Source organism: Streptomyces olivoverticillatus (genome assembly GCF_014203555.1).
Classification (GTDB): domain Bacteria; phylum Actinomycetota; class Actinomycetes; order Streptomycetales; family Streptomycetaceae; genus Streptomyces; species Streptomyces olivoverticillatus.
In genome coordinates this window covers 69983-83528 of record NZ_JACHJH010000002.1, presented here as the reverse complement: position 1 = coordinate 83528, position 13546 = coordinate 69983, and the positions used below count along the sequence as shown (strand labels likewise).

General features: G+C 68.0%; 16 protein-coding genes and 1 tRNA gene. 6 read left to right on the top strand and 11 right to left on the bottom strand.

The window, feature by feature from the left end; genetic code table 11:
* Positions 1-26 precede the first annotated feature (26 nt).
* The gene (locus FHS39_RS05785; protein WP_184346912.1) at positions 27-932 is read right to left on the bottom strand and encodes a LysR substrate-binding domain-containing protein; all 906 of its coding nucleotides are present in this window, start codon (positions 930-932) and stop codon (positions 27-29) included.
* A gap of 89 nt (positions 933-1021) precedes the next feature.
* Here FHS39_RS05785 and FHS39_RS05780 point away from each other — a divergent pair, with 89 nt between their 5' ends.
* On the top strand, positions 1022-1885 hold the full coding sequence (locus FHS39_RS05780; RefSeq protein WP_184346910.1) for an alpha/beta fold hydrolase: 864 nt from the start codon (positions 1022-1024) through the stop codon (positions 1883-1885).
* Positions 1886-1983: 98 nt separating this feature from the next.
* Positions 1984-2055 (top strand) — tRNA-Cys (locus FHS39_RS05775).
* A gap of 14 nt (positions 2056-2069) precedes the next feature.
* On the opposite strand, the gene FHS39_RS05770 is transcribed toward FHS39_RS05775, so the two are convergent.
* Positions 2070-2408 (bottom strand): hypothetical protein, encoded by a 339-nt coding sequence (locus FHS39_RS05770; protein ID WP_184346907.1) that lies wholly within the window; start codon positions 2406-2408, stop codon positions 2070-2072.
* 124 nt (positions 2409-2532) lie between these two features.
* On the opposite strand from FHS39_RS05770, the gene FHS39_RS05765 reads away from it, so the two are divergent.
* The gene (locus FHS39_RS05765; protein WP_184346905.1) at positions 2533-2868 is read left to right on the top strand and encodes a hypothetical protein; all 336 of its coding nucleotides are present in this window, start codon (positions 2533-2535) and stop codon (positions 2866-2868) included.
* On the opposite strand, the gene FHS39_RS25985 is transcribed toward FHS39_RS05765, so the two are convergent.
* Together FHS39_RS25985 and FHS39_RS05760 are read right to left on the bottom strand one after the other, a co-directional pair.
* Positions 2804-3007, bottom strand: a complete 204-nt coding sequence (locus tag FHS39_RS25985) for a DUF6255 family natural product biosynthesis protein (protein WP_221462457.1) — start codon at positions 3005-3007, stop codon at positions 2804-2806. The genes FHS39_RS05765 and FHS39_RS25985 overlap by 65 nt on opposite strands.
* The gene (locus FHS39_RS05760; RefSeq protein WP_184346903.1) at positions 2994-3482 is read right to left on the bottom strand and encodes an ATP-binding protein; all 489 of its coding nucleotides are present in this window, start codon (positions 3480-3482) and stop codon (positions 2994-2996) included. Before FHS39_RS05760 ends, FHS39_RS25985 begins: the two co-directional genes overlap by 14 nt.
* Before the next feature lie 151 nt (positions 3483-3633).
* On the opposite strand from FHS39_RS05760, the gene FHS39_RS05755 reads away from it, so the two are divergent.
* From FHS39_RS05755 to FHS39_RS05745, 3 genes are read left to right on the top strand one after another with little or no spacing between them, the layout of a single operon-like run.
* Complete coding sequence (locus FHS39_RS05755) at positions 3634-4554, top strand: helix-turn-helix domain-containing protein (protein ID WP_343069386.1); 921 nt, start codon at positions 3634-3636, stop codon at positions 4552-4554.
* A gap of 10 nt (positions 4555-4564) precedes the next feature.
* Positions 4565-4759 (top strand): DUF397 domain-containing protein, encoded by a 195-nt coding sequence (locus FHS39_RS05750; protein WP_184346901.1) that lies wholly within the window; start codon positions 4565-4567, stop codon positions 4757-4759.
* A 27-nt stretch (positions 4760-4786) separates the two neighbouring features.
* Entirely contained in the window at positions 4787-5068 is a 282-nt protein-coding gene (locus tag FHS39_RS05745; RefSeq protein WP_184346899.1) for a ribosomal protein L7/L12, read from the top strand.
* A 73-nt stretch (positions 5069-5141) separates the two neighbouring features.
* On the opposite strand, the gene FHS39_RS05740 is transcribed toward FHS39_RS05745, so the two are convergent.
* The 7 genes from FHS39_RS05740 to FHS39_RS05710 form a co-directional block, all read right to left on the bottom strand.
* A complete protein-coding gene (locus FHS39_RS05740) occupies positions 5142-5594 on the bottom strand; it encodes a MarR family winged helix-turn-helix transcriptional regulator (RefSeq protein ID WP_184346896.1) in 453 nt (150 codons plus the stop codon).
* Positions 5595-6524: 930 nt separating this feature from the next.
* A complete protein-coding gene (locus FHS39_RS05735; RefSeq protein WP_184346894.1) occupies positions 6525-7316 on the bottom strand; it encodes a hypothetical protein in 792 nt (263 codons plus the stop codon).
* Between the two features lie 6 nt (positions 7317-7322).
* Positions 7323-7589: a hypothetical protein gene (locus FHS39_RS05730; RefSeq protein ID WP_184346892.1), complete on the bottom strand. Its 267-nt coding sequence runs from the start codon at positions 7587-7589 to the stop codon at positions 7323-7325.
* Positions 7590-7863: 274 nt separating this feature from the next.
* Positions 7864-9069 (bottom strand): type VII secretion-associated serine protease mycosin, encoded by a 1206-nt coding sequence (mycP, locus tag FHS39_RS05725; RefSeq protein WP_184346890.1) that lies wholly within the window; start codon positions 9067-9069, stop codon positions 7864-7866.
* A 30-nt stretch (positions 9070-9099) separates the two neighbouring features.
* Positions 9100-10710 carry a hypothetical protein gene (locus FHS39_RS05720; protein ID WP_184346888.1) on the bottom strand — a complete coding sequence of 537 codons (1611 nt, stop codon included), beginning with the start codon at positions 10708-10710 and terminating at the stop codon, positions 9100-9102.
* Positions 10710-11120, bottom strand: coding sequence for a hypothetical protein (locus tag FHS39_RS05715; protein WP_184346886.1), 411 nt, complete (start codon positions 11118-11120; stop codon positions 10710-10712). The genes FHS39_RS05720 and FHS39_RS05715 overlap by 1 nt, the downstream gene beginning before the upstream one ends.
* A gap of 96 nt (positions 11121-11216) precedes the next feature.
* On the bottom strand, positions 11217-13538 hold the full coding sequence (locus tag FHS39_RS05710; protein ID WP_184346884.1) for a xanthine dehydrogenase family protein molybdopterin-binding subunit: 2322 nt from the start codon (positions 13536-13538) through the stop codon (positions 11217-11219).
* Positions 13539-13546 lie beyond the last annotated feature (8 nt).

Below are 13546 nucleotides of genomic sequence, written 5' to 3'. Positions count from 1 at the left end.
GATCGGGTGGCAGGCCCCGGCGCGGGTCAGCAGCCGACGCGCCGGGCGGCCGCCGCCTTGAGCTCGTCGAGCACGAGCGCGGTGGCCGGAATCCTGAGGTGCTCGCGCAGGACGTAGGCGGAAACCTGGCGGCGGGCGGCGGGGTCCAGGGCCCGTCCGGTGATCTTGTCGTGCCTGAGGAAGGACAGCACCAGCCCCGGCATCATCGCCACTCCCAGCCCCTCGGCGACGAGCGACTGCACGACGAGGATGTCGTCCGTTGTGAACGCTATGTCGGGTGCGAAGCCCTGCTCGGCGCATTCGTGGAGGAAGTTGGCGCGGCAGCGCAGACAGCCGGCGATCCAGCGCTCGTCGGCGAGATCGGCGAGCTTGACGGCCCGGCGGCGGGCGAGCGGGTGCCCCATGGGCAGCAGCACGGTCATCTGGTCTTCGAGGAGCCGGATTTCGACCAGCTCTTCGGGGACCTGTTCGCGCAGGCCCGGGTAGGTGAAGGCGAGGGTGATGTCGCACTCGCCGCGGACGAGCCGGCTGAGCGAGTCCGGGGGCTCGCCCTCCAGCAGTTCGACCCGTACACCGGGGTGGTCGGCGGCGAGCCGGGCCAGCGCCTCCGGGATCAAGGTGGCCCCGGCGCTGGGGAAGGCACACACCCGCACCCGCCCGGCGCGCAGCCGGGTCAGCGAGCTCATTTGCTGCTGCGCAGCCGTGAGGGTCTCCAGGATGATCTCGGCGTGCCGGGCGAGGGCCTCACCGGCCTCCGTCAGCCGCATCCGCCGGCCGACGCGGGTGAAGAGCGGTGAGCCCACCGCCCGTTCGAGGGCCTTCATCTGCTGGGTGATCGCGGGCTGGGTGTAGCCGAGCGCGCGGGCGGCAGCCGAATACGACCCCGCGGTGACGACCGCGTGGAAGGTCTTGATGTGCCGGGAGTCGAACACCCCGGAATCATAAGCGGAATTTGGGATTGGGGGGCAGGGAGGTGCGGCTTGCTTCTGGATCACGGGAGATATCCGGCAAAGTTTGACTTATGCCCCACTACACCTCATACGACGCAGCTGAACTGCACTACCGGGTGCTGGGGAAGGTCCCCGGCGAGGCGCCTCTCGTCTGCCTGGCGGGCGGCCCGGCCCGCGATGCCGCGTACCTCGGCGACCTGGGCGGCCTGGACGCGCACCACACGCTGATCGTCCCTGACGGCCGCGGCACGGGCGCGTCCCCGCCGCCGTCGGATCCGGCGGCGTACGCCTTCCCGGCACTGGCCCGCGACCTGGAGGCCCTCCGCGTCCACCTGGGCCTCGACCGCTTCCCCCTCCTGGCCCACGACGCCGCGTGCGCCACGGCCCAGGCGTACGCGGGTGCCCATCCGGAGCGCCTGTCCCATCTCGTCCTGGTGACGCCCGGCTCCCGCCTGCAGGGCGAACTCCCCTCCGACGCCGAGGAGATCTTCGAGTCGCGGGCGACGGAGGAGTGGTGGGTGGACGCGTACGTGGCCGTCCACACCCTGCCGGAGACCAGCGACCTCACCGAGGTCCGCTCACTGCTGCTGCGCGCGGCCCCGATGGCGTACGCCCGCTGGGACGCCGCACAGCGCGCCCACGCGGCCACCGAACCGGAACAACTGAACCCGGTACCGCGCGCGGGCTTCTGGCAGGGCGTGGACGAGGCGACCCGCATGGAGCTGCTGGAGCGCCTGCACGGGGTGGACTGCCCGGTCCTGGTCGTCACGGGCGACCGCGACGCGGTGACGGGCATGCGCGCGGGCGAGGCGGTGGCGGCGTCCTTCCGCTCCGCCCGGCTGCAGCCACTGCACGAGGTGGGCCACTACCCGTGGGTGGACGAGCCGGAGATGTTCCGGCCACTGGTGGAGGAGTTTCTGCGCGGGGGTACGTAAACGGGGTGTGTCGGTCACATGGCAGCGGCGCGGGCACCATTGAGGCTGCGGCAGGGCGCCTCTATGGTCGTAGACGTCCCGCTTTCCCAGGGGGACTTGGCCGTGTGCCCGAGTGGTTCAGGGACTCGCCTGCAAAGCGAGTTACGCGGGTTCGATTCCCGCCACGGCCTCTGAGGTAGGGGTGTTATTTGGTGATCGCCCCGACGACCGCCCATACGAGGACGAGCGCGACGATCGCCACGACGTACGCAAGCTTCGGCTTGTCCCCGGAGGCCAACAGACCCCAGGTGCCGGCGATGGCAGCGATGGGCGCGGTCATCAGCGGAAGGAAGCCGACGACCTGCTGCCCGGTGGCGGTACAGATAGTGCGGGCATCGCCCTCGAAGCATCCGTCGCTGGCCATGACGGACAGGGGCAGAAGAAAGAACGTGGCCCCGGCGAAGAGCCACAGCGCCACGACCCCCACGAAGACGGCGAACGCGGAGCCGGGGTTCGACTTGGCCGAGGCGGATTCGATTTCCATGCCGCAGACGCTAGGCGGGCGGTAGCGAGGGGCACATCCGTGCGGATACTCACCCCTGCGCCTACGGCCGGTTGAGTACCGGCACTCATGAACGCCGCAGCGGATGCGTCGCAGGATGCTCACCATGCAGACCATGCCCGCGCAGCCCTCGCGCAGAAACCGCTTCATGACGGCTCTGGCCATCACCCTCTGGGCGATCTCGGCCAAGACCACCGCCCTGTGCCTGGCGGTCGCGCTGATGATCGCCGCCTGGGGCGCCGCAGACGAGCACCCGAGGGAAGCGGCGCAGTTCCTCCTGCAGGTCGGCGGCGTCCTGGCCCTGGCGGGCGTCGTCCTGACGGCCATCTGGCACGCCCTCAGGCTCTTCCGCCTGAGCGCGGCAACGCGATATGCCATCACGGGGGCGCTGGCGTGTCCGGGGCCGGTGTGGCTGGCGTTGCGGGTCTACTTCGGGCACTGAGGGCAGCGGCAGCCCGGGGGGGTCGTACGGCCCCGTAGTCCGCGAACCGCAGCACGCCGCAGGCCCGGCACTGCGAGACGCCGCCGTCTTCCAACCAGCCCGCGGTGTGCGGGCAGCGCCGCTCTTCAGAGCTCGGCATAGTGCTTGCCTGCCTCGCGCGGCACGACGACCCACAGCCGGTTCCCGGCGAGCGGCTGCTCCGCATCGGTGACCCCGAGGATGCCGCCGCATTCGTCCACGACGGCCTCCAGGGCGGACAGCGCCTTCCGCCGGTACGCCCGGCAGGCGGTGGCGGCGCCTGCGGCGTGTGGGGGATGCTCGTCGAAGACGGTCACCCGCAGCACACCGAAGCGCCAGCGCACGGCGAGATTGACCTCGCGCCCGGGGGTGAACGTGACGGCGTTGCCGAGGAGTTCGGAGGCGGCGAACACCCCGAGCTCAGCCATGTCCCCGAGCCCGTGCTGCGCGAGAAGCCGCCCAACGACGGTCCGGGCCATGCCGAGGCAGTAGGCGCCGCCGGGGAGACCGAGGGAGTAGTTGAGATTGGCGCGGGAGGGGCCGGCCGAGGGGGCGGGCGAGGACGAACCGGATGAGCAGAGGGCGATGTTGGTCATGCGCAGTCACTCCAGACGCAGGGGCGTGTGGGGGTGGAGTTCTCGCACGTGGACAGCCCGAGCATGCCCACGGCGTGTGAGCCGAGCGATACCGACAGTAGCGCAGGGGGAAGCCCTGTGCTACTCACTTACCGGAAGCCGTGTGCTCCTCATGACGGCGCTGGATCTCGTCGCCGCCTGGCGGCAGACTGTTCGCCAGATTCAGGGAGAGGCCCACCGCATGCCGCCGAGAAGCAACCCGACTATCCGCCAACGCCGCCTGGGAGCCGCACTGCGTCAGCTGCGCGAAGCGGCCGGCTTGTCAGCCTCGGATGCAGCCGCCCTGCTCGGCGTCGACCGCACCCGCATTTCCAACACGGAAGCAGGCCGCTTCGGCATCAGCCCCACTCGCGTGCGCACACTCGCCGGCAACTACCAGTGCACTGACCACGATTTGATCAATGCACTCGCCGACATGGCCCGCGACCAGACCAAAGGCTGGTGGGAGGAGTACAGATCGTCACTCCCCGCCTTCTTCCTGGACATCGCCGAGCTTGAATGGCACGCCCGCCGGATCCGCAACGCATTGACCTCCCACGTCCCCGGACTCCTCCAGACCGAGGACCACGCCCGTGCAATCTTCGACCTGGTCATTCCCGGACTGCCCAACAATGAAGTCGATCTCCGCGTCGCATTCCGCCTGCAACGCCGACGGGTCTTCGACCGGGATGACGCACCCTCGTACGACGCAGTTGTCCACGAGAGCGCCCTGCGAATGCAGTTCGGCGGCCGCGACGTCGCCCGATCCCAGCTCAGGCACCTACTCGGCGCTAGCGAACACGATCGCATCAGCCTCAGAGTCATCCCGTTCTCTGCCGGCGGCTTCCCGGGAGCGGGGCAGACCATTCTCTACGCATGCGGACAAGTCCCACAGCTGGACACCGTCCAGCTCGACACCTCACACGGATCCGCGTTCATCGACTCCGCGACACAACTCGTCAACTACCGCAAGCTCTTCGACATGATGGAACCCTGCGTCCTCGACGAATCCAAGTCACGCGACTTCATCCACGCCATTGTTCAACAGCTGTGAAAGGCCCACCATGCCCGAGATCCGCTGGCAGGAACCACTCTGCGCCAACGGCGGCAACGCCTGCTTGCAAATAGGCCACACTACCGACGGCACCCCGATACTCCGCGAAACTAGCGCCCCCCACGAACTGGTCACCACCACACCACAAGGCCTCCGCAACTTCATCGAAGCCGCGAAGCGTGGCGAGCTTGATCACCTGCTGTAAGACCACGCTAGGAATCAGAAAAAGAGCATGGAAACACTGACTCTCGCCAGCCTCGTCATCCTCGCCGTGGGACTGGGCGCCGGAAGCGCCCAGAACTCTATCAAGCGAACCGAAAGACGAATCGCCCGAGTCGAGCGCAAGCTCGACCTGATCCTCGACCACCTGGGCCTCAGCGAGACCGAGCCGGAACTGGCGCAAGTCACCGAACACCTGCGGAACGGCAAGAAGATCCACGCGATCAAGGCCTACCGCGAGATCACCGGAGCGGACCTCAAGGAAGCCAAGGAAGCGGTCGACCGCATGGCGTAGCCCCAGTCACACCAAGCCGCCGCTCATACCAGAGCGGCGGCCTCGGCAGCACACCCCACAGAAGAGGCACACCCTAGTGGTGCCAAGCCTTACCGCCAACGTTGTGGATCATTCGCTGCAGCACCTTGAGGGTGCGGACGTACTCCTCGTCGTCGATGCCGTCGTGAACCACTCCCCGGATGCCCCTCTGACGCTCTGCGATCCGGCGCTGCAGGTCGCGGCCCTCGGTGGTCAGCCGGAGGCGCTCGTCGTCGAGTACGAGCAGCCCCTCCTCCAGGAGGCCGTCGATCTCGGGGCCGAGCGCGTCCCCGACACCCAGGTAACCCTTCAGCACCGCAGTCACTTGCTCCCGGGTCCGGCCGTTCTCGCCGCTCATCACCTGGTTGAGCACCCACCATTGGGGCTGCGTGACGCCGAACTGAGACAGCTCGGTGCGGATGTACGTGACCACCGCGTCGGAGGCGGCCCAGGACCAGTAGCCGATCGGCTGCGAAACGAGTCCGGCGTCGTCGTGCGAGTACTCCATGGCAGCGTCCTCACCTGTGGGTCGTTGCGGGATCCATCGCGAATCCCGGCCGGTGAGCACAAACGTAGAAACCCAACCATGCTTGAGGTCAAGCCAGGCTCCGAGCCCAGAGCTTGGCCTAAATGCAGCTGTTGCCCCTCACTGAACGTCAAACCGCACGCAGACCAGCCATGCCGTCGGGAGCCATCGCACTCAAGACGATTGCCCTCTCCGCCACGCCATCAGCATCCGCCGCTGGTCCAACGATCGGCGCCTCGCCCGGGTCGAGCACAAACTCGACCTGACCCTGAACCACTTGTGCATCGACGAGAGAACCCCGGAACTTGACCAGGTGACCGCACTCGTACGGGACGGCAAGAAGGTCCAGGCCATCAAGGCCAACCGTGAGGCCACGGGCGCGACCTGAAAGAAGCCAGGGACGCCGTTGACCATCACTCCACTCCATCAGCCTCAGCGCCGAGACCGACGTGGCCTGTCGGCATATTGGACGACGTAAGCGACTGCCAGAAACAGTCCGAGGGCACCAACGCCTAGTAGAGCCAGAGCAGTGAGAATTGCCCCACCGCGGGCCAATTCGCTAATCGCTCCAGCGAAACCAGCCACGGACGCAATTATTCCGAGAATCAGCGTTCGACTAGTAGCGAATATCGGCGACTGAGCCCAGCGCGCGCTCCATCGCTTACCAGGGTCACGGCTCGCCATTACTACTTCCACTTCACTGGACGACCACCAGGATCACCTGGGGCCCTGACATTGGTGTCCTTTGTTTTATCTCTGTCGAATTCACCGGGGGGCGTGTAATAATAGTCCACAGCAGTGGCCACAAGTGCGACTGGAACTCCGAACACCTTTCCGCCAAAACTTCCGATCCTGTTGACGGCCGAGGGTTTACGGTGACGCCCGCCACCACCGATATTCTTCTCAAGGCCCTTACTGACCAGGCCGCCAGAATAGGACGGGGTACCGCCCATGAAGTAGTCCCAAGCCTTGCCCCACCTCTCCATGGAGAGCCGAGTCCAAACTGTTGCACCATGAGCGGTAGCTCAGAAATTCCGCTGCAGGCTTGACCGTACCACTAGCGAATTTTTTGGGTCGACCGTATTCGACATCTTCGGACGTCAAATGGGTTTGCGCCAAAGTGTCCGGCGGGGCAGTCTTGTCCAGCTGGTCGTTGGTACCGAGGCTCGCCAATGCCCTGGCGTATCGACCATCGATCTCATTCGCCTCGTCAATTGCGCTGCCGATACGATCTGCAATTTCTCGGGCTTTGATCTCATTCGGGTCCGCCGAGTTCGACGGCAACAACACATTACCGGGCCGGGCTGGCTGTGGGAGCATCGGAACTGGGAGCGTCGACGATGCACTTCGCGGAAATCCAACCGAGCCGTCTTCTTTGACGGTAAACTTTAGATGCTCAGCATCCTCAAGTGCCTGCTTCAGCTTTCTCTGCGGAGCAGTCAGTTCTTCGGCGAGGCCGCTAAGTGCCCTTTGAACGAGGCCACACTCGGTGTGTATGTACTGATAGTTGCGGCTGAGGAGCATCATGCTGCTGACAGCGGTATTGGCTGCTTCGCCCTGTTGGGTGTCATGGACGCGGGCCACCATGTCGCTGTCCACACGGCGTCTGGCTTCGCTGGCGCGATTACTCATCGAACCCCACGCCTCCGCGGCCCTCTTGAACTTCCCGATGTCGAGCCTGCTCAGCTCGTCCAGGGTCACCACGGTCGACTACTTCCCCTGCTTGTCGAACGACTTCTTCGTACCGTGTTCGTGGGAGTCGAACTCGGATCCTGCCTTCTTCAATTCATCGTCCAGTCCCTTGCACTTGTCCCGTACAGCAGAGAAGCGGGACTCCCATCCGACGAGGATGTCACTCAGAGCAGTTGCACTGGCGAAGCCCGCGGTGCCACTTTTGAAGTCCCCGTGAGCCTTGGTGAAATTGGTGATACCTGCTTCGACACTCTGGTGGACCTCTCCGGCAGCGGCGGAGGCCATGGTTCACGGCGTGCTGGTCGCCTTGTGGGTGTCGCCGCCTCCGTTGCCGGACGCTGCCGAGGCGAGACGCATGCGGGTATCCGATTGGCCTGCGTTTGGGGCGGGTTCGCCGTCTGCGCCGTAGCGGTGCGGGTTGAACGCCCGGTCCCATCGTTCGGAAAGTTGCCCGTCCGGCATGGTGCGGCCTCCTTGGTTGCACGGCTGAAAGTACACATGGTGAGTCGCAAGGGTGCGCTGCGCACAACCTGTTGGACTGTGCAACGCGACACAGCGGTTATGGGTAGAGCGACTTACGGCGGCGTGTGATCACGAATGCCGCAGCTGCGGCTCCGCCAATCACGATGGCAGCTCCGCCGCCTCCTATGAGGATCCACTTTGAGCCGAGTCCGCCGCTGCCCTTGTCGCTGCCTTCTGCGGCTGCAGTCGGTTGCTTGGCGACCTTGTCTCCGGCGGACTTGCCGTCCGCCGCATTGTCCGGGCCCGGCAGCGGGTTCACGTCGGGCGGGCCGGGGTCGCCGGGGTTTTGGAGCGCGATGCGGGGGCGGACCACGCCGTAGCCGATGGCGTCGGTGCGTTTGGCGCCGCTTTGGGGGGCGCCTGCCGTGTTGATCAGGACACGGGCTACTTGGTTGCCCGTCCAGTCAGGGTGGACGGACCAGACGAGGGCTGCGGAGGCGGAGGCCAGGGCGGTGGCATCACTTGTGCCTTTGCTTCGGCAGGTTCCGCTGCCTCCTGGGCAGGCGGCAATCATGTCGACTCCGGGCGCGGCTAGGTCAACCTGTGGGCCATGCTGAGAGAAGGACGCCGCCTTGCCGTCCTGATCAGTCGCGGCTACACCGATGACCCCTGGTGAAGCGGCCGGGTACTCCAGCATGTTGCTCTTGTCCCCCGTGTTTCCGACACCGGCAAAGATCAGCTTTCCCTTGGTCAACGCATACTCGATGGCCCGGTCTTCTTCGGGGCTTTCTCCACCACCGGCCATCGAGATGTTGATGATCTTTGCTTCAGAGTCAGCCGCGTATCGGATCGCGCTCGCCATAGCCGCAGAGCCCTTGACGAAGTTGCCGGCCCCGGCCACACGGAGCGGAAGGATCTTTGCCCCTGGCGCGAGGCCATAAGATCCGGTCTCTTCACCCCTCTTGCCCGTCCCGGCAATGAACGCGGCCATACCTGTGCCGTGCCCTTCCGTATCGGTATGCGCACCACCAGGCTTGCCCGTGAAGTCCTTACCCTCCAAGACCTGGCCCTGGAGGTCGGGGAGAGTGTCGTCGACACCCGAATCGATCACGGCCACCGTGATACCCGCGCCTGTGCTGATCTTCCACATCTCGTCGGCGTGCATGGCATCTAGATGCCACTGCCGGGAACGGATCGTGTCCGCCTGGGCCGACGCCGACGACGTGGCGACGAGCAGCAGGCCGCTGACAGCGACCGCAGTGCCGACCCGTCTCCGGTTTTGAGCACGAGCCCTGTCACGCATGCGTTTCCCTCTTCGCCCTGTGTACTGAATTCAGTCGATGACCGGTGGTGAAACCCGTCGGCTGCCTTGCGTCCAGGTCTCTTCGTCCTCCATCAGGTAGTCCGGACGCTGACCGGCTCGCCTCCCCCTGGGCTGAGGCCCACCTGAGCCCAGGGCATGCGGCGTCAGACCTGCTTGGTTGCCGACGGCCGACGAACCGCTGCCTTCTCCGGGGCGACCCCCACGGACGAGGCCCGTGCCGCCCGGGGTGAAAGGCCGGTCGCCCTGCGCACCGGGACGCGAGGTCCCCTGACCGCCGATGACCCCACCGGGCTGAGTTGCCAGGCGCCGCCCGCTGGTGACACTTCGGCTACCGGCCGGGGCACCCGGTGCGGCGGCAAACCCTCCACCTGGTGACATCGGAGGACGCCCCTGTCCCTGTGTCTCGCCAGGTTCCGCTCCGAAAATCGACCCGCGTGGGGCACCTGCCGACGGCGTCCCGGTCTCTCTGGGCACCGGGCGCCCACCGGCAATGCCGTCTCGCGACGCATCGGGCAGATGAGGCAAGGGAAGCCCGCCGACGCTGCCCCTGCCTTGGCGCACCGGAGGCCGGGCTCCCGACGGCAGGCGGCTTCCGCCCGCCGGTACTCCTGAGGTTCCGGGTCCCACCCCGATGGTCGGCGGGATGACAACACCAGGCGGCTGCGAAGCAGGGGGCGACGGCAAGCTGGCGCCAGACGGGGGCACCGTCCCTGTCGACGGCACAGGCGGTGCAGTCGGGACGGCGACTCCGCCGTCAATTCCCGTCGCGACGGGAGGAACAGACGGGGCCACGCCCAGGGGCGAAATCGCAGGCGTCGCAGAGCCGACTCCGCCACCTGAGGGCGCGCCCCCTTGCGGCATCGTCACCGCAGACCCCTCGTTGCCCTGGCTCCCTCCCGCAGCACCTGGCATGGGCTCATACTGGCGGTCGTCAGTGGCTCTCCGTTCGGGCATGAACTTAACCGGGATCACCGGAAAGTTAGGCCTCTCCACCGCCCAAATCTGATGCTCCGAATGCCCATATGCCTGCACCAAGTTCCCGATCTGCTGGGCCGCCTGCATGTGGTCATCGTGCAGGCGCTGCTGCGCCGCGAACGCCTGGGCCTGGGTCGGGCCCGCGCCCTGCAAGCCGCCGTCGCCGTTGGCCGTCAACGGATCCGGCACCATGCCCAGCGGCTGCGGGTGGTGGCTCAGGTATGCGTTCAGTGTCGACTTCGCCGATGTCGAGTACTTCGGCATCGCCCGCTGCGCATGGTCCAGCATCGACGCCGCCTCGTGCATCCACTTTCCCGCCGCCTCGCTGCAGTCACCCAGCTTGAGCGTCGCGTTGGCCATGTCCGCGCCCCAGTTACGGAAGGCGTCGCCGCCCTCGCCCTCCCAGGGCACATGGGCGATGTACTTCTTCAAGTCCTCGCCGACATCCTTGATGTCCTTCGCCGCACCCTTCAGCTTTTCCGCGACCGTCGAGACCCGGGCCGGGTCCGCGTGCTCGACCATCGCTTCGAGTTCCTGGTGCGAATACCCCGTGAAGTCCGGCGCCACGGCCGAGAAGGAGACGGGGCGGCGCGGGTCGACGGGCGAGTGGTGCGGCTCAGGGCCCTTCATCAGGGGGCCTGTCATCACATGGCTCCCTTGTCGTCGCCTGGCCGGGCAGCGGGCTGTTGCGGCTCGGGAGCCTGGCCGTTGTGGCGCTGGAGCTCGGCCTGGACCTGCCACATGCGGTCGCGCTGCGCCAGATCCGTGTCGACGTAGGAATTGTGGGCACCGTGAATGGCCGTGCCCAGCGCCTCGATCTGGGCGGTCAGGAGGCGGGAGAGCTCCTCCAGGTCGGTCTGGATATCGTGATACGCGCCGAACAGCGACGTCACCGCATTGAAGTTCTTGCCCAAATGGTCGGAGACCAGGCGGTCTTCGCCGATGCTGTGCGGGGCCGCCCCCGAGTCGCCGAGGCCTGTGAGAATGTCGTCGACGCGGCGCTTGAAGCCCTTCAACGCCTCTAGATCGACCGCTTGGCGGTCGTTGCTCCCCATTCCCCGCCCCCATGCCTCGTCACCGCGATGCCTGCAACTCCCACGTAACTGCACGCTGGATGTTACTGGCAGGCAGTGACAGAGGCATGAGTACGCCTACTCAGGTGCCGCCGCCGTCTGCGGCCGAATCGGCAGGCGGTTCACCGGGCGGCCCGTGGCCGCCCTTACCGCCGCGGCCACCGCCGCCGGGGACGTGACGACCGGCACCGCGCTGATCGCCTTCGCGCCGAACGGAGCGACCACGTCGCGCTCCTCGACCAGTTTGACGATGTGGATGTCCGGGGCGTCGAGGGCCGTGGGCAGGGCGTAGGCGGTCAGGTTCGGGCGGCGGACCTGGCCCGCGTTGGTGCGGAGGTTCTCCGTGAGGGCCGCGCCCACGCCCTGGGTGATGCCCGCCTCGATGCGGGCGCGCGCCTGGGCCGGGTTCAGGATGCGGCCCACGTCCTGGGCGACGGCCATCTCCACCACGCGCACCGAGCCCAGCTCGACGTCGACGTCGACCACCGCCCGTACCGCGCAGAAGGCGATGCCCACGAAGGCGTCGCCCTGGCCGGAGTCGTCCAGCGGCTCCGTCGGGTGCGGGCGGCACTGGGCCGTGGCCCAGAGTTCCTTGCCGTCCAGGGCCTCCGCGACGGTCGTGCTCAGCACGCCGTCATACGACGTGATCTTGCCGTCGGCAATCGACAGCAGCTCCGTGGACATGCCGAACTGGTGGGCCAGTGGCTGCAGCAGCTGCGTGCGGACCATGCGTGCCGCGCGCTCGACCGCGCCGCCCGAGACCCATGTGTGCCGGCTGTGGGCCGCAGGTCCGCACGGGGGCTGGTCGGTGTCGACGGGGGCGATGTACACGTCCTCGATGCCCAGGACTTCCTGGACGATCTGGCGGGCCAGCGTCGAGAAGCCCTGGCCCGTCTCCACGGCCGCGCAGATGACCGTGGCGACCGAGCCGCTGACCTTGACCGTCGCCGTCGAGACCTCGTCCGCGCCCTCCGCGCCGAGCATGTGGACCATGCCGAGGCCGTAGCCGACGCCGCGCCGGACCGCGCCGGGCTCGCCCGCGCCGTCGGGGCCGCCCGGCAGCAGCCAGTCGTCCTCCGGGTCGTCCATGGGGAGCGCCGGGAGCGGGTAGTCGCGGACCGCGCGCAGGAGTTCGGCCACCGGGGCCGGGCAGGTGACCGTCTGGCCGGTGGGCAGCAGGTCGCCCGTCGCCATCACATTGCGCATGCGCAGCTCGGCCGGGTCCAGGCCCAGCTTGGCCGCGAGCTTGTCCATCTGGCCCTCGTACGCGGCGCACACCTGCATGGCGCCCTCGCCGCGCACATGGCCGGACGGGGGGTTGTTGGTGCGTACGGCCCAGCCCTCGACGAAGGCGTGCGGGACGACGTACGGGCCGCAGGCGAAGGCGACGGCGGCGGCCAGCGCCTCGGCGGAAGAGTCGGCGTAGGCGCCCGCATCCAGCAGGATCTGCGCCTCCACCTTCAGCAGCTTGCCCTCCGCGTCCGCGTGGTGGCGGTAGCGCAGCAGCGTCGGGTGGCGGTGGGCGTGGCTGAGGAAGGACTCCTCGCGGGTCGCCGCGAGCTTGACCGGGTGGCCGGTGCGCAGCGCCAGCAGGCCCAGCGCCAGCTGGGTGCCCGCGTCCTCGCGGTCGCCCATCGCGCCCGGTACGCCCGTGACCACGACCTTGACGTGCTCCGGCGTCAGGCCGAAGCATGCGGCGGCGAGGTCGCGGTCGGCGTGCGGGTCGGTGGAGGCGGTGTAGATCTCCACGCCGCCGTCGGGCCGCGGCACGGCGAGGCCCGCCTCGGCCCCGATGGGGGCCGGGTCCTGGCGGCCGATGCGGTACAGGCCCTCGACGATCACCTCGCCCGTCACGTCCGGGTCGCCGAAGCGGAGCGGGATGTGCCGGATCAGATTGCCGTCGGGGTGCAGCGGTTCGGCGGAGAACGCCTGCTCGGGGTCGGTGACCGGCTCCAGCACCTCGTACTCGACGGCGATGGCCGCGGCGGCCAGCCGGGCGGTGTCGGGGTGGTCGGCGGCGACGGCGGCGATCGGCTCGCCGTGGTGGCGCACCAGGTCGGAGGCGAAGACGGGCCGGTCGGCGATGCCGCGGCCGTGCGCGGCGTCGCCCGGCACGTCCGCGTGCGTCACGATGGCGCGCACACCCGGCATCCGGGCCGCGGCCGAGGTGTCGATCGACAGGATGCGGGCGTGCGGGTGCGGCGCGCGCAGCACCGCCGCCCACAGCAGGCCCTCGGCCCACAGGTCCGCCGCGTACGGGAAGGTGCCCTGCGCCTTGGCGGCCGCGTCGGCGGACGGGAGGGAGACCCCGATGCCGTGCGTGGGGGGCTCGACGGCGGCGGGCGGGGGGACGGAGGCCGTGGCGACGGAACCGGGGCCGCCGTCCCCCATGCCTGCCATACCCTCCA